This window comes from Microvirga sp. 3-52 (assembly GCF_018383585.1).
In the GTDB taxonomy this organism is placed as follows: Bacteria; Pseudomonadota; Alphaproteobacteria; order Rhizobiales; family Beijerinckiaceae; genus Microvirga.
Genome location: NZ_JAHAMK010000036.1, coordinates 1 through 24,483, shown reverse-complemented (window position 1 = coordinate 24,483; position 24,483 = coordinate 1). Strand labels below are relative to the sequence as shown.

General features: G+C 64.0%; 13 protein-coding genes and 2 pseudogenes. All 15 read right to left on the bottom strand.

The genetic code is table 11. The features are described 5' to 3' along the window. Nucleotides 1–96: 96 nt before the first annotated feature. Nucleotides 97–8,583: an Ig-like domain-containing protein gene (locus KHP60_RS21130; RefSeq protein ID WP_213566272.1), complete on the bottom strand. Its 8,487-nt coding sequence runs from the start codon at nt 8,581–8,583 to the stop codon at nt 97–99. A gap of 8 nt (nt 8,584–8,591) precedes the next feature. Next, nucleotides 8,592–10,037: an HlyD family type I secretion periplasmic adaptor subunit gene (locus KHP60_RS21125; RefSeq protein ID WP_213566271.1), complete on the bottom strand. Its 1,446-nt coding sequence runs from the start codon at nt 10,035–10,037 to the stop codon at nt 8,592–8,594. Beyond that, the gene (locus KHP60_RS21120) at nt 10,034–12,220 is read right to left on the bottom strand and encodes a peptidase domain-containing ABC transporter (protein ID WP_213566270.1); all 2,187 of its coding nucleotides are present in this window, start codon (nt 12,218–12,220) and stop codon (nt 10,034–10,036) included. The genes KHP60_RS21125 and KHP60_RS21120 overlap by 4 nt, the downstream gene beginning before the upstream one ends. Beyond that, nucleotides 12,217–13,881 carry a peptidase domain-containing ABC transporter gene (locus KHP60_RS21115; RefSeq protein ID WP_213566269.1) on the bottom strand — a complete coding sequence of 555 codons (1,665 nt, stop codon included), beginning with the start codon at nt 13,879–13,881 and terminating at the stop codon, nt 12,217–12,219. The genes KHP60_RS21120 and KHP60_RS21115 overlap by 4 nt, the downstream gene beginning before the upstream one ends. Nucleotides 13,882–14,336: 455 nt before the next feature. Continuing rightward, nucleotides 14,337–15,299 carry a catechol 2,3-dioxygenase gene (locus KHP60_RS21110; protein ID WP_213566289.1) on the bottom strand — a complete coding sequence of 321 codons (963 nt, stop codon included), beginning with the start codon at nt 15,297–15,299 and terminating at the stop codon, nt 14,337–14,339. A gap of 65 nt (nt 15,300–15,364) precedes the next feature. Beyond that, entirely contained in the window at nt 15,365–16,498 is a 1,134-nt protein-coding gene (locus tag KHP60_RS21105; RefSeq protein ID WP_213566268.1) for a 5-methyltetrahydropteroyltriglutamate--homocysteine S-methyltransferase, read from the bottom strand. 25 nt (nt 16,499–16,523) lie between these two features. Beyond that, a complete protein-coding gene (locus tag KHP60_RS21100; protein ID WP_213566267.1) occupies nt 16,524–17,258 on the bottom strand; it encodes an ABC transporter ATP-binding protein in 735 nt (244 codons plus the stop codon). Further along, on the bottom strand, nt 17,251–18,003 hold the full coding sequence (locus KHP60_RS21095; protein ID WP_213566266.1) for an ABC transporter ATP-binding protein: 753 nt from the start codon (nt 18,001–18,003) through the stop codon (nt 17,251–17,253). Before KHP60_RS21095 ends, KHP60_RS21100 begins: the two co-directional genes overlap by 8 nt. A gap of 1 nt (nt 18,004) precedes the next feature. Then, the gene (locus tag KHP60_RS21090; RefSeq protein WP_213566265.1) at nt 18,005–19,042 is read right to left on the bottom strand and encodes a branched-chain amino acid ABC transporter permease; all 1,038 of its coding nucleotides are present in this window, start codon (nt 19,040–19,042) and stop codon (nt 18,005–18,007) included. 19 nt (nt 19,043–19,061) lie between these two features. After that, entirely contained in the window at nt 19,062–19,916 is an 855-nt protein-coding gene (locus KHP60_RS21085; protein WP_213566264.1) for a branched-chain amino acid ABC transporter permease, read from the bottom strand. Nucleotides 19,917–19,985: 69 nt separating this feature from the next. Then, nucleotides 19,986–21,265: pseudogene (locus KHP60_RS21075) on the bottom strand (ABC transporter substrate-binding protein); the annotation flags it as partial. 38 nt (nt 21,266–21,303) lie between these two features. Then, nucleotides 21,304–22,059: a GntR family transcriptional regulator gene (locus KHP60_RS21070; protein WP_249688996.1), complete on the bottom strand. Its 756-nt coding sequence runs from the start codon at nt 22,057–22,059 to the stop codon at nt 21,304–21,306. Further along, entirely contained in the window at nt 22,059–23,033 is a 975-nt protein-coding gene (locus KHP60_RS21065) for a PDR/VanB family oxidoreductase (RefSeq protein WP_213566262.1), read from the bottom strand. The genes KHP60_RS21070 and KHP60_RS21065 overlap by 1 nt, the downstream gene beginning before the upstream one ends. An 8-nt stretch (nt 23,034–23,041) precedes the next feature. Then, nucleotides 23,042–24,124, bottom strand: coding sequence for an aromatic ring-hydroxylating dioxygenase subunit alpha (locus KHP60_RS21060; RefSeq protein WP_213566261.1), 1,083 nt, complete (start codon nt 24,122–24,124; stop codon nt 23,042–23,044). Between the two features lie 163 nt (nt 24,125–24,287). Beyond that, nucleotides 24,288–24,483: pseudogene (locus tag KHP60_RS21055) on the bottom strand (ABC transporter substrate-binding protein); the annotation flags it as partial.

The following is a 24,483-nucleotide window of genomic DNA, read 5'->3' as shown; positions in this document are numbered from 1 at the left end:
CTGGCACTAAGCCTTCTCTAAGGCCGCCGCCCCGGATCCGTCAACTGAAACGGCCCGCTTCATCAGGCAGAAATCCTCCGATTGCCCGAAGCGACCTCACGACCAATGGGACCGTGCGGTGTCGATCTGGAGATCGTCGATAGGTTGGATGTGATCGCCCGCCGGCTGGTCAAGGTCCACGGATGCGTGAGAGGCCGTCGTCGAGGCATCGTTGGCATCGATCTGCTCCGTCCATGTGCCGCCAGCCCCATGGCTCGGGTCCGTTACGCCGTCCGTCATCAGCAGAAGAATGTCGGAACCGGACAGATCCTGCGTGGTTCCGGAACCCGCATCAGCCGTGAGGCCAGTGGATTCCGGCTGCGATGGTGGGGGCTCATCCACGACGATTTCGACGGTTTTCGGCACCGAGGTGGCTCCGTCGCTGTCACGCAATGTCACTGAGATGCTGCGTGACCCTGCCGCAAGGCCGGACGCGTCTCCACTCTCCAGAACCAAGGACCCAAGCACGGCGGCATAGGTTTCCGGTCGAGCATTTCCGCTCAGGGTCAAGGTGCCCGCAGCATACCCACCACCTTCGATCTCGATCCCCGTATCGCCGATCACCATGCGCCCGTCCTCTATGTGGAGGGTGTAGCCATCGAAATCGAGCCGGTCGCCGGGCTGTCCGCCCGACAGGGTGACGGTCGCGCCGGCCAGGTGCGAACTGTCCACATCTCCAGCCTGCACGAGACCAATCGCCTCCGCCTGGTGCGACCCCGCCGGCGCATGGACCGGCGCCGTCAGCGTCAGTTCCGGCGCATCGTTCACGGCATTGATGGTCATCGTGAAAGACGTGGCCTTCGTGGCGGCTTGGCCCGTGACCTCGGTGCTTGTGGCTTGAAGGGTGAGGTTCAGAGTGCCGTTCCAGTCCTGCGGAGGAATGAGCTGCAGGCTGGCCAGATTACCGGCAGGCACTCTCCACTCGCCGTTGCCGAGCACCTCGCCGTGCGAAAGCCTGAAGTTCTCGGGGATCCCGAGAATGCCGACGGACAATGTCTCGGAGCCGTCCGTGTCGACCAGAGCGGCGGACAGATCCAGCGAGATTGCGTGACCCTCCGGCCCCGTCACATCATGTGCGGCAACCAACGGCGCATCCGCCACCGCATTCACGGTGATCGTATGGGTGCCGGTCACATCGCGGCTCACGGTAATGCCGTTGCCGGTGTCCGCAATGCTCGCCTTCAGGGTCAGCACAAAATCCGCATCGCTGTGCTCCGCGGGATTGACCCATACGAGGCCGGCACGCAGATCGGCGGTCGAAACCTGCCATGTCCCGTCCGTGAGCTGTGAACCGACACTCAGGCTCGCGCCGGCCGGCAGGCCTGAAACGTACGTGAATTCCGACCAGATCTCGGACCCATCGTTGTCCTGGAGGGTGAAAGTCGGGTTGAGCAGGATCGGGGTATCTTCCTGTCCCGAACTCGCACCATTGATCGTTCCTGGATCGACGAGCGGATTGACGCTGACCGTGAAATCCACCGCGGTATGGGCACTCGATCCCCCTGCACTCTCGGTGGCGATCCCGGTGAGCGTGAGAGTGAAACGTCCCGAGGCCTGCGGTGGCGGCGTAAAGGTCAGGCCATTGAGCTCCGCCGGCGTGAGAAGCCAGCTGCCGTCTGCCTGCTTCGTCCCCGCACTGAGACTCGCACCGACCGGCAGGCCACTGAGTACGAAGGTCAGCGTCTCGGAGCCGTCCGTATCACGCAGTGCGCCCTCCAGGCCCGTAAGGAGAATCGTCGTGTCCTCGCTGCCGGAGAAATCGACCACGGTCACTTCCGGGGCATCCGCCACCGCGCCGACCTCCACCCGGAAGGTGGCTTCGCTCGTCGCGGTGTCGTCATTCGTCTCCCGCGTGGTGGAGCGCACGGTGAGATTGAACGTGCCGGAAAAGTTCAGCGGTGGGGTAACCGCAAGGTGTGGCAGGTCTGACGGGGACACGATCCAGGTCCCATCGTCTTGGCGAATGCCATTTGTGAGAGTGGCGCCGGCCGGCAGGCCGGAGATGACCACCGACAGCACTTCGGAGCCATCCCGGTCCGTCAGGGCCGCCGAGAGGTTCAGGGCAATCGACTGGTCCTCGAGACCGGATGCGTCGCGAGCGCTCACAACAGGCGCATCAGCCACGGCATCGACCTGCACTCGAAACGTGTCGCGAGTGGTCGCCACCGAGCCGTTGTGAGTTTCCCGCGCGTGCGCCAGCATGGTGAGATTCATGGTCCCGCTCCAGTCGGCGGGCGGTATCAAGGTCAATCCGGCGAGCTGCGACGGCGCAAGCGTCCAGCTGCCGTCACCGTTGTTGATGCCCCTGGAAAGCCGCGCACCTTCCGGCAGCCCCTCGATGACGATCGAGAGGACTTCTGACCCGTCGGTGTCCGTGAGGCGGGCAGAGAGGTCGAGCCTGATGCTTCCATCCTCCGCTCCGGCCGCACGGTGCGCGGTGACGATCGGGGCATCGGCAGCCGGGGCGACCGCAATGGCGATCGTCCGGCTCGTAGTCTGCGTGTCCCCGTTGCTCGCTTCTCGGGTCGTCGCCTCGACCTTCAGTTCGAAAGTCCCGTACGTGTCCGCGGGCGGCACGAAGCGCAGGCTCGCGAAGTTTGTCGGATCGACCGTCCACTTTCCGCCTTTGACCGTGATGACACCGTCCCCCTCGAGACGGGAGCCAGGCGGAAGACCCGAGATGACGATCGACGTGACGCGCTCGCTCCCGTCGCGATCTCCCGTAGCGACGGAGAGATTCAGCGGAACTCCTGTATCTTCCACTCCCGCGGGCGGGCTGGCACTGATGGCGGCATCATCGGCGACTGCACGGACATTCACATTCAGTTGGGCCGTCGTAGTCTTCTGGCTGCCTGTGGCCTCCGTGGCGACCGCGACGACACTGAGTTTGATCGTACCTGCAAAATCGGCCGGGGGAGTCAGGGTCAGCTTATCCAGCTGATCAGGTCGCAGAACCCAGGCACCGGTCGCCGGATCCCTGACGCCGGCCGACAGCCGTGCGCCATCGGGCACGCCCTCGATGCGGATACCGAGGGTCTCCCGGCCGCCGTCCGTGTCGTCGATATCGGCCTTGATGGATAATCTGACGGTACGGTCCTCGTCGGTTTTTTCGTTCTTGACCTTCAAATCGGGAGCCTGCGCGACCGGCGCGGTGGGGCTCGTGCCCGACCCATCTCCGCCACCTGTGCCTCCTCCCCCGGGCGGAGCCGTGACCGTTACCGGAACCAGCTCGCTCCAGTCGGTTTGGTCACCCTCGCGCTCAACCCCCACCGCCGTCACAGTCAGATTGAAGCTTCCGGCAAATCCGGCAGGGGGACGGATGGTGAGTGTCGGAAGAGCCTCGACCGGAACCAGCCACAACTTATTGCCGGCCGGAACACCGGCCGACAAGGTCGCTCCATCCGGTACATTCCGAATCCAGATATACAGCGTCTCGGAACCATCAGTGTCGCCGGGGACCGCCGTGATGTGGAGCGGAATCCGGCCCTCATGCGGGTTGATGCTGGTGGGGCCGACGCCATTCGACGCCGAGAACGTCAGCACGGGTCGATCGGCGTCGCCGAGCGGATCCACAACCATCTGCCCGCCGATCGTAGCCCGCACGCCGCCCCGGTCCTCGATCGTCATTTCGACGGTCAGGGTAGCTGCCCTGTCGCTGTCGGGTGGCATGGTCAGTGTCACTCCGGCCATGTCATCGGCGGAGATCCGGTAGATTCCCTTCTCGCCGGCGATAACCACATCGCCATTCGCCAGTTTCAGAACCGCACCGCTGGGAATCCCGCTGATGAGAATGGCGCCGACAACCTTCTCCGAGTTGTCCCTGTCCCGCAATCCGGGATCGAGGCGCAGCTCGATCGGCTGATCCTCTGTTCCGTGCATGGTGCCCCAGTTGCCCGAGGTTCCGTCGAGACCACCGACCGCAGGGGCATCGACCACCGCCTTCACTTCGACGGAGAATGGGACGGGGGTCGTAGCCTGGTCACCGCCCCGCTCCTCCTGCGATACGGCGGTCACGGACAGATTGATGGTTCCCGAGAAGTCGGCTGGAGGCCGCAGCGTGGCCACCTTGGCCTCTTCGGCGGTCAAGGACCAGACACCTGGCCCACGATAGGTTCCATGAGAGAGGATCGCACCTTCCGGCACTCCCCTGATAACGAAGCTGAGGCTCTCGGATCCATCGTTGTCCGGCAGGGTGGCCGTGAGATTCAGCGCAATCAGGCTGTCCTCGAAGCCGTTGGCGCCGGTGACGTCCATGACGGGAGCGTCTGCCACGGCCCGTACCGTTACGGAAATATCCCGCGGCTCACTCTCAGCCCGGCTGCCGTTGGGTTCTGCCGAGATGGCTACCACCGTCACGGTGAAATCTTCGTCCGAATGAGCCGGCGGCGTGATGGTCAGACTGTTCACGAGGGACAGATCGACGAAGACGCTCCCGCCGACAACGGCGAGCGCCGCACCGCCTGCCCGCACTATCGCTCCATCGGGTATCCCTGTGATCCGGAAGCCAACGATATGCTCCGATCCGTCCTGATCAGTGGTCCAGGCCGCCACGTTCAGCGCAATGGCCGTGTCCTCATCGCCCATGGCCGGTGCGACGCGCAGTCCCGGTGCATCGGCGACGGCGTCGACTGTGACCTGGAAGGGCACCTCTCGCACCTCTGGCTTGCCGGTCGAAGCCTCTTTGGCGGTCGCTTCGATCTTCAGGTTCAGCGTGCCTGAGAAATCAGCGGGAGGCCTCAGGGAAACGCTTGGAAGATCATTTGCATCCACGAGCCAGGAGCCGTCAGCCTGGGGTGCCCCCTTCGTCAAGGACGCCCCTTTTGGTACGCCATGGATCCTGACGGTCAGGATTTCCGATCCGTCGGTATCGGCCAGCGAGGCCCTTAGATCGAGCGCGATCAGCTGATCCTCCTTCCCGAACACGTCCGCAGCGGTCACATTCGGAGCGTCAGTGACCGCTGTGACCTTGACGTCGTAGGTTCCCATCACCTCCTGGCTGATCGTCTTGCCGTTGCCTGTGTCGCTCAAGGTTGCCTTGAACGTCAGGGTGAAATCTTCATCGCTGTTCTCGCGGGGCATGATCTGCACTCGTCCCGCCCGCAGGTCCGCGGTGGAAACCGTCCAGACACCATCCACCAGCGTCGCTCGGCTGAGCGTCGCTCCGGTTGGCACGCCGAAGATTTGCGTGGTGCCGGACCACGTTTCCGATCCGTCTTTGTCAGGAGTTTGGAACTTCGGCCTGAGCGTGATCCACGTATCTTCGTCGCCCGTGACCGTGCCGCTGATGGTGCCGGTGTCCAGCACTGGATCGAGATTTACCGTGAACGATGCGGGGCTGTGAGCGCTTGGGGCGCTTCTGTCACTCTCCGTTGCAACGGCCGTGAGCGTCAGATTGATCGTGCCGGAGACGTTCGCAGGCGGTGTGAGGATCGCGCCCTCAAGCTGAGCTGGGGTGAGGAGCCAGCGGCCATCCGCTTGCTTGACCCCGACATTGAGTTTCGCGCCGGAAGGCACGGTGAGCAGGAAGCTCAGGCTCTCGGAGCCGTCGAGGTCGCGCAGGGCTCCGCTCAGCCCCTTGAGGACAACGGGCTCATCCTCGCGGCCGGAGAAATTCACCACCGTCACGTCGGGCGTATCGGCTACGGCGCCAACCTGAACGCGGAAGTCGGCGGTGCTTGTGGCGGTATCACCGTTGCTCTCCGTAGCGGTCGCCTCGATGCGCAGATCCATCGGCCCCGAAAAATCCGCCTTCGGCGTGAGCTTCAGAAGAGGAACCTCAGCGGGCGACACGATCCAGCTGTTATCCGACTGACGGACGCCGTGCGACAGGGAGGCCTCGGGAGGCACGCCGAAAATTGTGACCGATAGCAGTTCCGAACCGTCCTGATCCTTCAACAGCGCCGAAAGCCCGAGCGGGATTTCGGTATCTTCGTTCCCTGTGGCGCCAGGGGCGACGATCAGCGGCGCGTCGGCAACAGCCTCCACGTCGACCTTGAACGGCGCGCGGACGGTCTCCGTCGACCCATTGGAGGTTTCCCGCGCCTGAGCCACCAGGGTCAAAGCCATGCTGCCGCTCCAGTCGGCCGGCGGCGTCAGGGTCAGTCCGGAAAGCTGGGTGGGTGCGAGGGTCCAAGTCCCATCGCCATTGTCGATCCCGGCGGAAAGGCGTGAGCCGGCCGGGAGGCCCTCGACCACGAGCGAAAGGACCTCCGAGCCGTCGGTGTCGATCAGGGCGGACGAGAGATTCAGCGCAATCGGCTGATCCTCCTTCGTGGCTGCATCGTGCACGCTCACGTCGGGAGTGTCGGCAATCGCCTCGACGTGGACCTTGAATGGAGAGTCGGTTGTCGCCGTCACGCCGTTCGGGCTCAGCGAGGTCGCGCGAAGGGTCAGGTCGATCGTGCCGGAATAGTTCTCTGGTGGCAGTATGGAAAGATCTGCCAGATCGTCCGGATCCACCTGCCAGCTGCCATCAGCGGCACGGCTGCCATGCGACAGCGAGGCGCCCGCGGGAACCCCGATGATGCTCACCGATAGAACTTCCGATCCATCCGTGTCGGTCAGGGCCGCCGAGAGGCTCAGGCCGATCGACTTGTCCTCCCACCCTGATGCGTCAACGGTGTCGACCAGAGGGGCATCGGACACATCGTTGACCTGAACCTGGAAGTTGGCACTCCGCGTCTCAGTCGAACCGTTTGAGCTCTCGCGGGCGGTCGCCTGAAGTGTCAGGCTGACCGTGCCTGAGAAGTCCTTGGGCGGCGTGATCGAAAGACGGGACAGATCGGCGGCAGGCACGCTCCAACTGCCGTCAGGTTGCCGGGTTCCGTGCGAGAGCGATGCGCCAACCGGAACGCCGAGGATGCTCACCGACAGGATTTCCGATCCGTCGGCGTCGACAAGGGCGGCCGAAAGATCGAGCGGGATCGGCTGATCCTCGTCCCCCGACACATCGGCCGCCGACACCACGGGAGCATCGGCAACCGCGGTGACGGCAACCGTATGAGTTCCCGTCACCACCCGGCTGACGCCGATGCCATTCGCGCTGTCCGTCAGCGTCGTCGTCAAGGTAAGGGTGAAATCCTCATCGCTGTGCTCGGCCGGTCGGATTGTTACGAGCCCGGCGCGCAGATCGGCAGTCCAGACCTGCCAAACACCAGGCGAGATTTCGCTGCCACGATTGAGCACGGCCCCCAGGGGCAGGCCGGCGACCTGGGTGAACTCCGACCATGTCTCCGAGCCGTCCGCATCCGAAGTCGCAAAGGTGGGCTGGAGCAGGATCGTCGTATCTTCCGATCCCTCACTCATGCCGCCGACAGAACCGGCATCCACGACCGGATCGAGCCTCACCGTGAACGTAGCGGAGGAACGAGCGCTCGGCACGCCCGGCTCGCTCTCGGTCGCGATGGCCGTGAGCGTAAGGGTGAATTGTCCGGATGCCTGCGGGGGCGGTGTCAGAGTCAGACCCTCGAGCTGCGCGGGCGTCAGGGCCCAGCGCCCCCCACCGAGCGCCGTGCCGGCATTGAGTGTCGCGCCGGCCGGGACACCGCTGAGCACGAAGCTGAGGCTCTCGGAGCCATCCGTGTCACGCAGCGCGCCGCCGAGGCCGGCAAGGCTCACCGGCATGTCCTCCTGGCCATAGGCATCGGCGACCATCACGCCAGGCGCATCGGCCACCGCGTGCACCTGCACCTGGAAGGACGCTTCGACGATGGCCGTCGCTCCGTTCAGCTCCTGTGACGTGGCCTGCAGCTTGAGGCTGAAGGTACCCGAGAAGTTTGAAGGCGGAACGAGGGCCACATGAGCTAGGTCAGCGGGAGATATGCTCCAGCTGCCGTCGGATTGACGTGTTCCGTGCGTCAGAGAGGCTCCTTCGGGAACGCCGAAGATCTTGATCGACAGCAGTTCCGACCCGTCCGTGTCGACCAAGGCCGCCGAGAGATCGAGAGCAATCGCTTGGTCCTCCCACCCTTCCGCATCGGTGACCCGCACAAGTGCAGGAGAGGCCGCGATGTCCTGCGGTTCTTCCTGCGCCGGATCGTCCATTTCCGGTGGGGTGATCGTATCCTGCTCATCCGGCGACGGGATCTGCGTCGCCGCCGGCTCCGACACCGGCACGATCGGCGAACCCGGCACAGGCGAAGCATAACCGGACGAACCGCGGGTCGTTGCGATCCTCGGCGATGCGACGGAGTATGTTGCAGCCGATGAAACCAGAGCGGGCGCCTCTGGCAACGGGGCCTCGGGCGGCATCGATGTGCTTGGCTGGGCCGGGGCATCCAGCGTACCCAATGGCGAGGCCTTCAGACGGCGCGTCAGCTCTCCGGTAGCGGGCCCAAAGCCTTGCGACCCGCCCGAGCCTCCGCCGGACGGCGATCCCGGCACCATGCCGAAGGCTGCAACCGCCTCCGTTCCTCCGACGAGGTTTCCGCTGGCGCCGCCGTCGCCTACAGGAACCGTGCGTTGCACGGCACGCAGGGCGCGCAAGGCCTCCTCATCGACGACGCTGGCGTCGAATGGAATGGTCAGGTCGGGTTGCTGGGTCATGTTTGTGCTCAGCGCTCGTGGAAGGATGCCGCCATGGCCGAATAGATCGGCTTCAGCAGGTATTGCAGCACCGTCTTGGTGCCCGTGGTGATGTCCGCCTGAACGGTCATGCCGGCAACGAGCTGCGCACGACGCGGGTCGTGGCCCACATGCTGCTGCTTGAGCGCAATGCGAGCGCGGTAATGCGGCTGCCGCTGCTCGTCGAGGAAGGTACCCGCCGAAACGCGCTCCACGTGACCCTCAACGGAGCCGAAGCGGGCATAATCGAAGGCTTGGACCTTCACGTGCACCGGCTGACCGACCTCGATGAACCCGATGTCGCGCGGCATCAGCCGGACATCGGCCACGAGTTGCGAATCGAGTGGCATAATCTCGGCGACCAGCCCGCCGGGCGGCAGTACGGTGCCGGACCGATGAACCGCCAGACCGCGCACAAGGCCGCCGATGGGCGCGCGGAGCACGATGCGCTCAGCGCGGTCTTCGAGCTTGCGAACGACTTCCGACGTCTCGGCAATGTCCAGGGCGACACGCGCCGCTTCCTGACGGGCCTCGTCCACGGCGGCCGACTGCGCCTCCACAACGCGGGCCTCGGCCTCGGCCAGACTGCGTTGCGCCGTGGCTCGCTGGCCGATCAACCGTTCATGCTCGGCCTTTGCGCTCATGAGAAGCCGCTGCGCTTCCAGCACGGACAGGCGCGTCGTGAGGCCGTTGCGGGCAAGCTCTTCGCGGATCCCGAGTTCCTTGGAATGCAGCTCCATCTGCTCCTGCACGGCGGAGATCTGCCCCGCCAGTGTCGCCAGGTCGCCGCGGCGCTGCGCCACCTGCTCCTGCAGAACCGATACGCGATCGGCCAAAGCCCGCAGGCGTGCATTCAATGCGGCGCGCTGCGGCTCGACGAAGAGACCCGAAGTCAAGGGCACAACGGTCTGCCCATCCCCACCGGCATGGGCGATAATTCCGGCCGTCGGTCCCTGGCGGCTGCGGTCCATGGCAAGGACGTTGCCATCCGCGGCAGCAGCAAGGCGTTGCGCCTGCAGCTGAAGGGAGTCGAGCCGGTGCCGCGCCTGCGACAGTTCGGATTGAGCCACCGCATCGTTCATACGCAGCAGAGGCTGCCCTGCCTCGACCGTATCGCCTTCGTTCACAAGCACTTCCGCGACAATTCCGCCTTCGAGATGCTGAATGGGTGCGGGCGCAACCGTCGGGCTGATCTCGCCCACGCTGACTGCGACCTCCGGTACGTGGGCCAGGGCTGCCCAGGTCAGACCCGCGGCGACTAGGAGGCCGGTACCGAGCACCACGGTTCGCTCGAGGCCGCTGACGCGCAACTCTTCGAGCGCCAGCACGTGACCGTCGGGACGCGGCTGGCGGCTGGCACGCGGCAGGACGCGCCGGTCCACGCTCGGAGGCAGGATTTCGCCGTTGGCGGGCGATGTTGCGGTCTTGCTCATCATGCAACTTTCGAGCTGTTGGCAGCGGACAGGTTCGCGAAGGCGGCATTCGCCAGCGCTGGACCGACAGGTGTTCTCGTGGGGCGGGGCCCGACCGGAGCCGTCTGATGGTCGAGTTCTTCCACCTGTCCGTCACGCAGGCGCAGGACGCGATCGGCCAGCCGGATGTGGCTCGGCCGGTGCGTCGCCATGAGGATGGTGCAGCGGCCGCGGCGCGAGGCGATGACGTCGGTGAAAGCCTTCGCGCAGGCGTCGTCGAGGCCTGCAACCGGTTCGTCGAGCAGCAGAATTGGCGCGTCACGCAACAATGCGGCGGTGAGAGCGATGCGCTGCAGAATGCTGCGCGGCAGCCGGCCGCTCTGGTTGTCGCCGACACGAGTATCGAAACCCTGCGGCAGGGACTCGATGGCGTCCAGCACACCAGCCTCCTCGGCCGCCGCGCGCAGTTCCGCGTCGGACGCGCTGGGGCGAGCGAGACGCAGGTTCTGCGCTACGGTGCCGTACAGAAGACCCGGCGATTGCGGCACCCAGCCGATGCTGCGGCGAAGCACTGCAGGGTTGAAGGAACGCACGTCGTGGCTGTCGATCCTCACCAAACCGCCCTGTGGCCTGTAGAGACCCGCGATCAGCAGCAGCAGGGTCGACTTGCCGCTGCCTTCCGCACCAGTCACAGCTACGACCTGCCCCGGCTGGATGGCGAAGCTGGCGCCGGCCAGGACCGGCTCGGATTGCGGGAGATAGCGCAACGTCACGCGCTGGAACACAATGGCGCCCTGCTCGGGCGGCGCCATGCGCGCCTCGAGCGGCGGAGGCCGCTCGGTCTCCAGAACCATGAGCCCATCGACCTGGCGGATGGAGGCCTGGGTCTGCTCCCAACGGGAGAGCATGACGAAGCAGGTCTGCATGGGGCCGAGAATGCGCCAGATCAGCATCATGCCGGCGATCAGGGCCCCGGCTGTCATGGCGCCTGCCAGAACCGAAAGCACGCCCATGACGACCGCGGCCAGCCCCGACAGGGTGACGAGGGCCTGACTCGTCGCGAGCACGGAACCGGCGAGCGTGCTGACCCGTGCGGACGACACGGCGGCTGCAGCGGCGGCGGACGAATAGCGATCGATCCAGCGCTCCTCCGCTCCGACCAGCTTCAGGGTGCGAACGGTCTCGAGCGCTTCCACTGCCAGCGCTTCTCGCATCTGGTTGGCGCGGGCGGCCTGCTCGATCGCCAGTCGCATCGGTCCACGGGAAACCAGGAACAGGATGACGAAGCCCGCCGCCGTGCCTATCGGCACCAGCGCGATCCAGCCTCCCAGCACCAACATCAGGGCGGCAACCAGAAGGGTGAATGGCATGTCGAGCAGAGCGATGGCGAAACTGCCCGTGAGGAACTCGCGGATGGCCCCGAAGTCGCGCAGGCGCGACACCTGGGAGGCCGTCCCGGCCCGCTCCACCAGGGCGGTCGGCAACGACATGAGCTGCGTGAAGACGGCGCTCGGCACGAGCCGGTCGAGCCGCTCGGCAATGCTCAGCAGAGCGCGTTGGCGGATGGCACGGAAGGCGACCTCGAGAAGGATGGCTGCTCCTGCGCCCGCAACGAGCATGGGCAAGGTTTCCGGGCTGTACCCTGCGATCACGGTATCGAACACCGTCATGGTGAACACGGGTACGGCGAGACCTAGCACTGCCATCAGGCCGCTGATGCCGAGCAGGGCGGGCAGGTCGCCGCGGAAGCGTCGAGCGATGCCGCTGAACCAGCTCTGACGCGGGGCCCCAGCATCCGTGTCGATGACGAGCGTCAATGTGCCCCGCAGTGCATCAGGATCACAGGGCTGCACTTCACCGGTAGCACCGTCGAGGAGCAGGACCCGCCCCTCTTCGTCGCGATAGACGATCGCCGCCGCACCGCCCACCGGGAGCAGGATGGCGGGCAGACGCCTCGGATCCAGGGTGCCCCGCGACAGACGCTCCATCCGGGTCGGATAACCGAGGATCGCAAGGGTGTTCCGCACATCGGTCAGATCGATGTCAGGTTTGACATGCGGCAGAGCCGACAGAAGATCGTCCGCACTCCCGGGCCATTCCATAAGCCACAACATGGTGGAGAGGCAGCGGGCGAGATCGGACGGAGCCAGCAGATCGTCCGGCAGTTCCAGCGGCGCACGCGAGCGCTCTTCTCTCATCGGGCTCATGACACACGCTCCAGTCGGCTGTCCCGGATCGCATAGACACTATCGGCGATGCTCAAGGTGGATGGCCGGTGTGTGACGATAACCACGGTCACCCTGCCCCGCAGGTCCGCCAGCAGGCGGGCCAGCCGCGCATCGCTGTCGCCATCGATCTGGGACGTGATGTCATCGAGCAACAGAATGCGTGGTTCTTCCACGAGCGCACGAACGACGCCGATGCGCTGGGCAGCCCCACGTGGCAGCGGCGTGGCCGCCACGCCGACCTGGGTATGCCAGCCGCCAGGCAGAGCACTGGCGACCTGATCCAATCCCAGTTCCGTTGCCAGATGGAGGGCCAAGCTCTCCCGCTGCGGCTGGTGCATGGTCAGGTTCTGCAGCAGCGTGCCGCGGACCAACGCGGGATCCGGCGGCACCAGGGCGACCAGCCGGCGCGCCGGTCCGACATCGACCCGAGCGAGATCCTGACCATCGACACGGACATGGCCGCTGGTCGCCCTCAGGTCGCCCGCGATCAGACGCAGCAGGGCCGAACGTCCCGACCCGTTGGAACCCGTGATGCCGACGATTTCGCCGGGCTGCGCTTCCAGATTCAGACCATCGAACAGCCAGTCGGAATAGTGAGGATTGCGGAAGCGGACATCTTGCAGAACGACATGTCCCGCCGATATCTGCAGCAAAGGCCGGGCGGGGCTGCGCTCCTGCGGAAGCGCTCCAATCTCCGCCACGCGCCGCTTGCTCTCCTTGAGCGACTGGAGGCGCGACCACAGGGCGACGCCACCGAGCAGCGGCTGCATGGTGCGACCGACCAGCATCGTGCAGGCGCCAAGGCCACCGACGCTGAGCTGACCGTTCAGGACCATGTGGCAGCCGAAGGCTGCCACGCCGACGGTGGCAACCTGGGCCAGCAGCATGCCGCCCTCCTGCCCCATCGAGACCGTATGCGACAACCTCCGGCGCAGTTGGGCCGAGCCGTTCTGCAAACGCTCGTAGCGCCGCTCGAGCAAGGGTTCTGCACCCAGTACCTTCATGGAATGGATGCAGCTCAGGGTATCGAAGAGAAAGTTGAAACGGCGCTCCTCGGCCATGGCGAGGTTATGAGCGGCGCGGCGCACGCGGTGCCCGGTCAAGGCAGCCAGGAGACCAACACCCGCCAGAAGCGTCAGAGGCACCAGAACGAGGGGACCGGCCAGGTACCAGATGCCGACGAGGTAGAGCAGCGCGAACGGCAGATCGAGCATCGCCTGCAGCGCAGGGCCGGACCATGCCTCGCGTAGGGTGCCAATGGCCGAGAGACGCTCGGCGTAATAGCCATTGCCATGCGCCTCCAGCGCCGACAGAGGAGCGTTCAGCAGGCACTGCATGGCTTGACGATGCGCCTGCGCCTCTGACGTTGCGGCGACCCGGGCGAGCACCCGGCCGCGCACATGGCGCAACAGTGCCTCCAGCAGGACCGCGATGGCTACCGTTGTGGCGAGCACCGCGAGGGTGCCGACAGCCTTGTTCGGCAGGATACGGTCGTAGACCTGCAGCAGCGCAACGGGAAGAGCCAGCGCCAGCAGGGTAATGAGCAGAGTCGCTTCGAGCACCGGGATCAGGAACGCGATCCCGAAGCGGCCGATCAGGGCTCTGAACGGGCGTGTCAGCCAGGGGCCGGAGGAAGCCATCAATGGCGCCCCGGAAGAGACGGCAGACCGATCCATGATGTTACCAATGGCCTTTCGGCCCAGAAAATACTGACGATATCTTTGGTGAAAAATACCGGGCTCTCACCGGTATGGCGGGGCGGCATCATGCCTTTGGATCGTTCTCAGCTCAGTGAGCGCCCAATCCGCCATGTGTATCAGCATAGTGATACACTAGAATTCGGAAATATTTTCTTATAAGTCAACGCAATGTCATGCAGGACGTCGCGTTAATATTTTGGTAAAGTTAACGCTCGACGTTATTCAGGTTGCTGAGCAAGGTATCTGAAACCTTGCGGAAGTTTTAAGTCAAATTCTTAAAACGGCACTCAAACTCCCTCTGCCGACGACTCTGACCTGTCCTTGAACGCGGGTCGCAGTGCGAGACGATCTCCTCGCCTATCGCAAAATCTGCCGGATGTTTGCAACGGGTGATCCTAATCGTCAGGATCGACGGGAGGCGTTCCGTAGGTGTGGAACGACTCGACCGTCTTCATGCCCCAGGCCTGTCCCTTCTTGCGCTCCTCCTCCGTCCAGACGATCGGCTTCCAGTCCGGTGCGAGGATGAGGCGGGCGCCGGCGTTGCAGACCTCGACCCGGTTGCCCCCGGGTTCGTAGACATACAGGAAGAAGGTCTGCTGGACGGCGTGTTTGTGCGGGCCGGATTCGATGGGGACCCCAGCGTCCAGGAAGATGTCGGCGGCTCTTAAGACATCCTCGCGGCTGTCGAGGGCATAAGTCAGGTGATGGAAGCGCCCCTTTGCTCCGGTGTGGTCGCGGGTGAACGCGAAGTCGTAGCTCTTGTTGGTCAGGGTCATCCACATGCCGGCCTCGATGCCGTCGTTCTGGATGATCTGCTCGGTCAGACGGCATCCGAGATAGGTCTCGTAGAAGATCCGGTTAGCCCAGATGTCCGAGGCAAGACAGTTCAGGTGATCGAGCCGGCGGACATTGACGCCGCGAGCCGGAAAACGCTGCGCCTGGTTTTTCAACGCCGGTTTCAACTCGGGAGGAGCCTGATACCACTCGGTCTCGTAGTAGAGCTCGACAACGTGCCCATCCGGATCGCGGCAGAGGAAGGCAGGCCCGTGTCCGAGATCGCCCTCCGTCCAGCCGATCTCATAGCCGGATCCTCTCAGGGCAGCGACACGACGCCCCAATGCCTGCTGACTGCGGGCGCGGAACGCCATGTGGCCCATGCCCGGCTTCGTCGATGCGGTCAGTTTAAGCGAGTGGCGCTCATAATCGTCCCAGCCGCGAAGATAAACCGATTCGCCCTGCCTGCCGCTCTCCGTCATGCCGAGCACATCGATGAAGAAGCGCAGGCTTTCTTCCGGCTTCGGCGTGAGCAGTTCAAGGTGACCGAGATGGGCCAGGTCGAGCACCGGTTCGTCTTGCATCATGATGTCTTTCGCGCACAACAATGGTTGCGAGGGAGCCCGGAAGAGCTCCCTCGCCTGCCCGGTCAGGCGGCTTTTTGGGCTCCGGAGCCAGGGCTGCCCCACACCTCTTCGGCGATCTCGACGATCATGCGCAGCTTGGCCCACTGCTCGTCCTCGGCAAGCGTGTTCCCCTCCTCCGTGGAGGCAAAGCCGCATTGCGGCGAGAGGCAGAGCTGATCGAGATCGACAAATTTCGTCGCCTCTTCGATCCGACGCTTGATGTCGTCCTTCTTCTCGAGAATGCCGGTCTTGGAGGTCACGAGCCCGAGAACGACAGACTTGCCCTTCGGCAGGAAGCGCAGGGGCTCGAAGCCTCCGGCACGGTCCGTATCCCACTCCATGAAGTAGCCGTCGACCGGCATGCGGTTGAACAGAACTTCCGCCACAGGCTCGTATCCACCGGACGCGATGAAGGTCGAGCGGAAGTTGCCGCGGCACAGGTGCATGGTGATCGTCAGATCATCCGGCTTGTCCTTGAGCGCCTCGCGCACCATGCCCGCATAGATCTCAGGCTGCTTCTCCGGATCGTCGCCGCGCTGGCGCAGCATCTCGCGTTGCTCGGGGTCGCAGAGATAGGCGAACGAGATGTCGTCGAGCTGGAGATAACGGCAGCCGGCGTCGTAGAAGGCATGAACGGCTTTATTGTAGGCTTTGCCGACATCCGCATAGAAGTCGCCCATCTCGGGATAGACGCCCATGTTCATCATCTTCCGCCCACCGCGGTAGTGAAGCATGCTCGGGCCTGGAATGGTCATCTTCGCCACGCGATCCGTATTGTCCTTCACGAACCGGAAATGGTCGATCATCGGATGATGACCGGAGAAGCCGACCTTGCCGGTGACACGCAGGGCCTTTGCAATGCCGACGCCGCCCTTGAAGTTCATGCCGGAATCCGCCTCGATGGAGGTGACGCCATCGAGATGCTCCAGGAAGTCGAAATGCCAGAAGGCGCGGCGGAACTCGCCATCCGTCACCGCCTGCAGGCCGATCTCCTCCTGACGCTTGATCAGGGCCCGGATCTCGCGATCCTCGATCTCCTTCAAGGCCTCATCCGAGATTTCGCCGTCATGATGCTTGTGGCGCGCCTCCTTCAAGGCGGCGGTCCGGAGCAGGCTGCCGACCATGTCGGCGCGGAAAGGCGGTTTTGTGCGTTGCATAAGCTGTTCCTCCAGGTAGGTTGTTCTAATGCGCGGCAGCGCGCGCAGCCTTTTTCTTGGCCGTGACACCAAGATGCTGCTCAAGAGCTGCCGGATCCTCGATGAGGGACCGGCTCGAACCGGCGTGGACGATCGTTCCGCGGTCGAGAATGACAGCGTTGTCGGTCACGCCCAGGATTTTCTGAGCGTGCTGTTCCACGACAATGGCTGACATGCCCTCCCCGCGGATGATTCGCTTCAGGGCCGCCAGCAGCTCCTCGATGATGATCGGCGCCAATCCCTCCGTCGGCTCGTCCAGCAGCATGAGCTTGGGATTTAGCACGAGCGCGCGAGCGATGGCCAGCATCTGCTGCTCGCCGCCGGAGAGCTGGTTGCCGAGATTAGAGCGCCGTTCCTTCAGGCGCGGGAACATCTCGTAGACCCGGCTCACGTTCCACGCTCCTGGACGGGCCACGGCGGTGAGGTTTTCCTCCACGGTCAGTGACTTGAAGATGTTGCGCTCCTGCGGCACCCAGCCGATGCCGGCATGCGCCCGCTTGTCGGGGCGCGTCGTCGTGACGTCCTGACCGTCGAGCATGATGGAGCCGCTGCGTTGGCGGGTCACGCCGATGATCGTGTTGAGCAGGGTCGTCTTGCCGGTGCCGTTGCGGCCGAGTACCGCCAGGGATTCCCCGGGCTTGAGGGAGAGGTCGATCTTCGAGATCACGACCGCCTCGCCATAACCTGCGGAGACTTGGCTGAGCCTCAGAAGATCACTCATCGACGCTCTCCCCGAGATAGACGGCCCGGACCCTCGGATCGGTCGATACCTCCTCGACACTGCCTTCAGTGAACAGGGCGCCGTTGACCAGAACCGAGATTCGATCGGCAAAGCTGAACACCAGATCCATATCATGTTCGATCAGGAGGACCGAAACATCCCGCGGCAGGGCCGCCACCGTGGCAAGCAGTTCGTGCCGCTCGGCCTCCGGCACGCCGGCAGCCGGCTCATCGAGAAGCAGCACGCGCGGCCGGCACGCAAAGGCGACGGCGATCTCGAGAAGGCGCTGCTTGCCATAGGCCAGGTTCGAGGTGCGCTCATCCAGGACATCGGTGAGGCGGAAGCGCTGAGCGATCTCGACGATTTCGTCAACGATCTCGCGCTTGCTGCCGATCACGCGCCACCAATCGCGCCCTCCTCCAAGCCGCTCCGACACGGCAAGGCCCAGGGTCTCGAGGGGCGTCATCGCCGGAAAGAGCTGGTTGATCTGGAACGTGCGGGCGAGACCGCGCTGGACCCGCAATTCGGGCCGCAGCCGCGTGATGTCGTCGCTTTCCAGCAGGATCTGCCCGGATGTCGGCGTGAGCACGCCCGTGAGGAGGTTGATGAACGTGGTCTTGCCGGCGCCGTTCGGTCCTATCAGAGCATGGCGGGCGCCCTGCTCCAACTTGAACGACACGTTGTCCGTGGCCACAAGGCCGCCGAAGCGCTTGATGAGACCTCTGGTTTCAAGAGCGGCCGCCATATCAAACCTCCCGGGCTGTCGTTGTCGGCAAGGGTTGTGGACTATCCGCCACCAGGCTGCGTCTCGAGCGCGGCCACAAGGCCCGGACCCGATCCGTCAGCCGCTCACGCCCTGCGAGCACGAGCAGGACGAGGATCAAGCCGATCCAGAACTGCCAGTATTGCGGAGTCCAGGCCGAAAGAACGTCCTGCAGCACCTTGAAGACAACGGCGCCGATGAGCCCGCCATAGAGATAGCCGACGCCGCCGATCACAAGAACCAGCATCACGTCGGCGGAGCGGTGAAAAGCAAGGACGTCGAGGGAGACGAATTGCGTCGTCTGCGCCAGCAGGGCGCCGGCGACGCCAGCATAGGCGGCTGCCAGCGTGTAGACTGCCACAAGGCGACGGTTGACCGGGATACCCACTGCGCGGGCGCGGAGGGGATTGTCGCGGATCGAGCGCAGAGAAAGGCCATAGGGCGACACGACGATCCTGCGCGCAAGAACGAAGAGCACGAATGTCACCACGAGGCTGTAGGTGTAAGCGACCGTCCCGAAAATATCGAACTCGAACAGGCCGAGGATCGGCCCCATGCTGATGCCCTGAAGGCCGTCGGCGCCGCCGGTCAGCCATGACATCTTATTGGCCAATTCACCGAGGACGAGGGCAACGCCCAGCGTCACCATCAGCTTCGTCAGGTCCGAGCCTCGCAGGACGAGGAAGCTGGTGGTGAATCCAAGGATCGCCGCAGCGATCGCCGCAACGCCCAAGCCGACAAGAGGATCTCCCACGCCGTTCCTCGCGAGAATGCCGGCCGCATAGGCGCCCAGGCCGAAGAACGCGGCATGTCCCAGGGACACGATGCCGGCATAGCCGAGGATCAGGTCCAAAGAGAGTGCGAAAAGACCGATGATCGCGATCTCGTTCAGAATGAGATGGCGCTCAGGCAGAAAGAACAGGGTCGCGGCCGCTACCAGCCAGAAGGCGATCTCGCCCACGCCCCATCGTCCCCTTCGGCTGAGAGCCGTCCTGACATTGTCGGCAGTATTGGACTGCATCGGCTTGTTTCCTATCGGCTCAGCGCGCACGGGCGAACAGCCCCTGTGGGCGAAGAACGAGAACGACGATCATGAGCGTGTAGATGACGAAGGCACCCAAGCTCGGCACGTAGTACTTGCCGGCCACGTCGGCGATCCCGAGAAGCAGGGAGGCCACGAACGGGCCGGTGATGCTCGTTGTCCCGCCGACGGTGACGACGATCAGGAAGTAGATCATGAACTTGAGCGGAAATGTCGGATCAAGCCCCAGGATCTCCGCACCCAAGGCTCCTCCCAGGCCCGCCAGGCCGGAGCCGACCGCAAAGGTGGCGGCGAAGATCACGCTCACATTGATGCCGAGCCCGCGGGCGACGCGCGGATCGTCCACCGCGGCCCTCAAGCGGCTGCCGAACCGGGTTTGCGTGAGGATGAACTGCAGGGCGACCACGAGAACGCCGCAGACGGCGATGATGAAGCTTCGATACAGGCCAACCTGAATGCCCAATATCTCGACACGTCCTTGAAGCCAGGTCGGGATCTGAATCATCTGCTGCTGCGATCCCATGGCGTAATCGACCGCAGCCACGGCCATGAACACAAGACCGATCGAGAACAGCACCTGATCGAGATGGCTGCGCGAATAAAGCTGCTTGTAGAGCGTCCGCTCGAGCACGAGCCCTGCAAGAGCCGGCACGATGAAAGCCAGCGGCAGGGTCAGGAGGAACGGCACGCCATAGCGGTTCATCAGAACGGCCGTCACATAGCCACCGGCCATGGCGAAGGCGCCATGAGCCAGGTTGACGAAATTCATGAGCCCGAGCGTCACGGCAAGCCCGCAGGCCAGCACGAACAGCAGCATGCCGTAGGCGATACCGTCAAAGAGGATGGTCAGCACCGTTCTCTCCAGGAAACGCGAGACAAGCGCCGCCTCCTGGCGGCGCTTGTCTCATGGTTGTCAGTTGGACTTTGCGGCTTTCACCGGATCCTTGACGTTCGGGATGGTGGCGAACTCCACATTGTAGAGCTCACCGTCCTTGCGCTCGACCTTGCGCACATAGATGTTCTGGATGATGTCGCGGGTCTGCGGGTCGATGGACACCGGACCGCGCGGGCTCGTCCAGCTCATTCCCTTCATGGCATCGACCAAAGCCTGGCCGCCGGCACCGTTGGTCTTCTTCAGGCCCTCGTAGATCAGGTGCATGCCGTCGTAGCCGCCGACCGCCATGAAGTTCGGCCGCATGCCGTTGTTCGCCTTCTTGAAGGCCTCGACGAACGCCTTGTTCTCCGGGCTGTCNNNTTCTTCAGGCCCTCGTAGATCAGGTGCATGCCGTCGTAGCCGCCGACCGCCATGAAGTTCGGCCGCATGCCGTTGTTCGCCTTCTTGAAGGCCTCGACGAACGCCTTGTTCTCCGGGCTGTCGTGAGCGGCGGAATAATGCTGGGTCGTGATCGCACCGAGCGCCACGTCGCCCATGTTGTTGAGCAGATCGTCATCCGTCACGTCGCCGGGGCCGATCAGCTTGATGCCGCTCTTGTCGAGACCACGCTCCACGAACTGCTTCATGAACTGGGCACCAATGCCGGAAGGCACGAACACGAACAGGGCATCCGGCTTGGCATCGGCGACCTTCTGCAGGAAGGGCGAGAAGTCCGGGTTCGCGAGCGGCACCCGCAGGTTCTCCACCTGTCCGCCCTTCGCCGTGAAGGCTGAGGTGAACGCTTTCTCGGCATCGATGCCCGGACCGTAATCGGACACGAGCGTGGCGACCTTCTTGATGCCGTTCTGCGCAGCCCAATCGGCCATCGGCACTGTGGCCTGCGGCAGGGTGAAGCTCGTGCGCACGATATAAGGTGAGGCCTCGGTGATCGTGGCCGTAGCCGCGGCCATCACCACAGCCGGAACCTTCGCCTGGGTTGCGAGCGGCGCCGGGGCGAGAGCCAGAGGCGTCAGGCCGAACCCTGCCATCACGGCGATCTTGTCGTTGACGATGAGCTCCTGGGCCAGGCGCTTGGTCACATCGGCCGTGCCGGTGTCATCCTTGACGATGAGCTGAATCTTCTTGCCCGCGACCGTATCACCCTTCTGCTGCATGTAGAGCTTCGCGGCCGCCTCGATCTGGCGGCCCGTCGAGGCGAAGGGACCCGTCATCGGCAGGATCAGGCCGATCTTTATCGTCTCCTGGGCCGAGGCGGCCCCGGTCAGGGCAAACACGGCCGCGGCCCCTAGAAATGTGCGTCTCAACATGTTTCCTCACTCCCTCTTTGGCTTTTTAGCCATTCACCTCAAGCGCGGATGCGCCGTTTGATGAGCGCAGAACCCGGCACAAGGTCCATGTCCCTCTGGTTTGAAAGCGCTCTTTCCAGATTCCGATGGGCAATACGTGCATGCTCCCGCATGATCGCCTCGGCCCGGCTCCCCTCGCGTCGTTCGATGGCGGTCAGGACGCAGCGATGCTGATCCTGGGCCACGGTCAGGATATGATGCAACTCCGGCGACCGCGACTGAACCGGTACCAAGGCGCTTGCCGAGGCGAATGGCAGGGCACTCGCCCGTTCGAGCTGGCGTGTCAAAGGCGGCGAGTCGGCCATGTCGATCAGGATCCGGTGAAACCGGGCGTTCAGCTCGACATATTGCGAGAGGTCGACCTCGAGCATCTCACGGCGGATCACGTCGTCGATTTCGTCCAGGCATTCGGCGGCATTGAGGAGCGCCGAGCGGCTGGCACCGTGCTCGGCTGCGAGACGCGCCGCCAATCCCTCGAGAGTTCCGCGAATTTCGATGGAAACGAAGACTTCCTTTTCGGAGAATGCCTTCACGGCAAATCCGCCGGATGGAATCGCCTCCAGCAATCCCTCTTCCTCAAGCCGGACAAGAGCCATCCGAACTGGGGTCCGGGACACTCCGAGCCGCTCGACCATCTGTAGCTCGGACACCCGCTCGCCAGGGTTCAACGCGCCACGAAGAACGAGCTCGCGCAGGGCAAGCTGCGCCTTCACGGTCTGCGAGAGCGAGCGGTCGCTGGCTTTGTCCATGGTCATCAGGCAGACCGATCCGCGGTGTCGATGGTGATGCTGCCGCCAGCGACCCGCGAGACGCAGGTGCAGAGTTTGGTATTGGCAGCCTTTTCCTCGTCGCTGAAGAACACGTCGCGATGGTCGACGATGCCGTCGACCTCCAGGATGTGGAGCGCACACAAACCGCACTCGCCGCGCCGGCAGTCGGAGATCATGCCCACGCCTGCGGTCTCGAGAGCATCCAGCATGGTCTGGTTCTGCGGAACGTCGACCACGAGGTTGAGGCGGGGAATGTTGATCTTGAAGGGCTGAGAAGCGAAGCGACCGCTGTTGCCGAAGGTCTCGAACCTCAACTGGTCGACCGGACGGCCGCTCTGCTGCCATACCCGCTTGGCTGCCTCCAGCATGCCGATCGGGCCGCAGACATAAAGCTCGCCGCCCGGCGCAAGGCGGGCGATCTCGCGTTCGAGATCCACCCTGCCCCCGTCCTCGTCGACGAACATCTGCAGCCGGTCGCCGATGCGCTCGCGCAGCTCGTCGGCGAGAGCGGCATCCTCTCTGCGACGGCAGGCATAGAGCATCCGGAAATTGGCACGGATATCGGCGAGCGCGATCGCCATGGTGAAGATCGGCGTGATGCCGATGCCGCCGGCCAGCAGCAGATATTCCGGCCGTCCCCGGCCGAGATCGAAATGATTGCCCGGGGTCGAGATGGTGAGTTGGGCTCCCGGCTTCAGGCTCCACATGTAGGCGGAGCCGCCGCGGCTGTCGCCGAGGAGCTTCACCGCGATCCGGTAGACGCCATCCGTACAGGGCCCCACGATCGAATAGGATCGCACGTCCGGCCGCTCGCCGATCTGCACCGTCACGTTGATATGGCTGCCTGGCTTCGGGATGACGAAGTCTCCCGAAGGCTCGATCTCGAAGAGCCGGATGTCGGGCGTGAGATCCCGTGTCCGGAGCAGCTTCGCGGCCCGCCAGTCGAGTTGCTCAGCCATGGTCGAACCTACTCGGCCGCCTGGCTCGGCACATGAGGCTGCGGGCCGTATTCATCGTCCAGCATCCCGTCGATCAGCTTGCGCGCCCAGAGTGCGCCGGCGTCGATGTTGAGGTTGTAGAACGGCATCCGCGGATTTCTGTCGATCGCGATCTGCTGCGCCTCGAGCACCGCGTGGTCCTGATCGTAGACGCCCTTTCCTTCGTTGACATGGGCCTTGTTGATGTCCCGGGTCAGCTGCTCGTCGTCCTTGCGAAAGGTTCGCACGAAGTTCCAGAAATAATGGCAGGTCTTGTCCGTCTCCGGCGTGATGGCGGCCAGGAAGGCTCCGTTGACGCCCTGCGAGCGGTCACCTTCAGGAGCGCCTGTCCCGGTCACGGCAACGCCCACGTCGCCGACGACGATAGACGGCGCCTGGAAATAGATGATCTGCCAACGGTCCACATGCTCGCCCGGCCGATCGAGCTGCTTGGCCCAGAATGGTGGCGGCTCGATATTGATCATCCAGCGCGTGACCGTCGCCGTGCGGTCCGTATGCGTGACGTCGAACGGCGCACTGGTGATTGCCTCGTCGCCGATGCTGCCGGCATGGACATAGGTCTCGTGAGTCAGATCCATGAGGTTGTCGATCACGAGACGGTAGTCGCATTTCAGGCTGTAGAAGGTGCCGCCCTCGCCCACCCAGTCGGTGCCGTCGTTCCAATGGAAATCCGGAATCTTCGCCGGATCGGCCAGCGCGGGATCCCCAGGCCAGATCCAGACGAGACGATGCCGCTCGGCGACAGGATAGGAGCGCACGCATGCCGACGGGTTGATGGTCTTCTGCGCCGGCATGTAGGTGCATCGGCCTGCCGAATTGAAGACGAGACCGTGGTAGCCGCAGATCACCTGGTCGCCTTCGAGGCGTCCCATGGAAAGCGGCAGCAGCCGATGCCAGCAGGCGTCCTCCAGGGCAGTGACTTGGCCATCCGTGCGGCGATAGAGAACGACGTCCTTCTCACAGATGGTGCGTGCTGCGAGCTCATGCCTGATCTCATGGCTCCAGGCTGCGGCATACCAAGCGTTCAGAGGAAAGGCTTTGGCGTGCGTCATCTGTTTTCTCCCTAAGACAGGTTGTATACAGACAATGGGCTGAAGCAACTATACTTGCGGCTAATGCTGTGGTTCTACCGAGATATCCAGGCCGATATAGCTCAGCATGTATACATGCGAGAAAAGCGCCATCTCTCGACGGCGCTTTCGGCAGGCGTTGAACTCAGTTGGACTTTGCGGCTTTCACCGGATCCTTGACGTTCGGGATGGTGGCGAACTCCACGTTGTAGAGCTCACCGTCCTTGCGCTCGACCTTGCGCACATAGATGTTCTGGATGATGTCGCGGGTCTGCGGGTCGATGGACACCGGACCGCGCGGGCTCGTCCAGCTCATTCCCTTCATGGCATCGACCAAAGCC

Bases quoted from the DNA above. Each gene is read 5' to 3' on its own strand.
- KHP60_RS21130 (WP_213566272.1), bottom strand. From the start codon at position 8,583: ATGACCCAGCAACCCGACCTGACCATTCCATTCGACGCCAGCGTCGTC.
- KHP60_RS21125 (WP_213566271.1), bottom strand. From the start codon at position 10,037: ATGATGAGCAAGACCGCAACATCGCCCGCCAACGGCGAAATCCTGCCT.
- KHP60_RS21120 (WP_213566270.1), bottom strand. From the start codon at position 12,220: ATGAGCCCGATGAGAGAAGAGCGCTCGCGTGCGCCGCTGGAACTGCCG.
- KHP60_RS21115 (WP_213566269.1), bottom strand. From the start codon at position 13,881: ATGGCTTCCTCCGGCCCCTGGCTGACACGCCCGTTCAGAGCCCTGATC.
- KHP60_RS21110 (WP_213566289.1), bottom strand. From the start codon at position 15,299: ATGCAAGACGAACCGGTGCTCGACCTGGCCCATCTCGGTCACCTTGAA.
- KHP60_RS21105 (WP_213566268.1), bottom strand. From the start codon at position 16,498: ATGCAACGCACAAAACCGCCTTTCCGCGCCGACATGGTCGGCAGCCTG.
- KHP60_RS21100 (WP_213566267.1), bottom strand. From the start codon at position 17,258: ATGAGTGATCTTCTGAGGCTCAGCCAAGTCTCCGCAGGTTATGGCGAG.
- KHP60_RS21095 (WP_213566266.1), bottom strand. From the start codon at position 18,003: ATGGCGGCCGCTCTTGAAACCAGAGGTCTCATCAAGCGCTTCGGCGGC.
- KHP60_RS21090 (WP_213566265.1), bottom strand. From the start codon at position 19,042: ATGCAGTCCAATACTGCCGACAATGTCAGGACGGCTCTCAGCCGAAGG.
- KHP60_RS21070 (WP_249688996.1), bottom strand. From the start codon at position 22,059: ATGACCATGGACAAAGCCAGCGACCGCTCGCTCTCGCAGACCGTGAAG.
- KHP60_RS21065 (WP_213566262.1), bottom strand. From the start codon at position 23,033: ATGGCTGAGCAACTCGACTGGCGGGCCGCGAAGCTGCTCCGGACACGG.
- KHP60_RS21060 (WP_213566261.1), bottom strand. From the start codon at position 24,124: ATGACGCACGCCAAAGCCTTTCCTCTGAACGCTTGGTATGCCGCAGCC.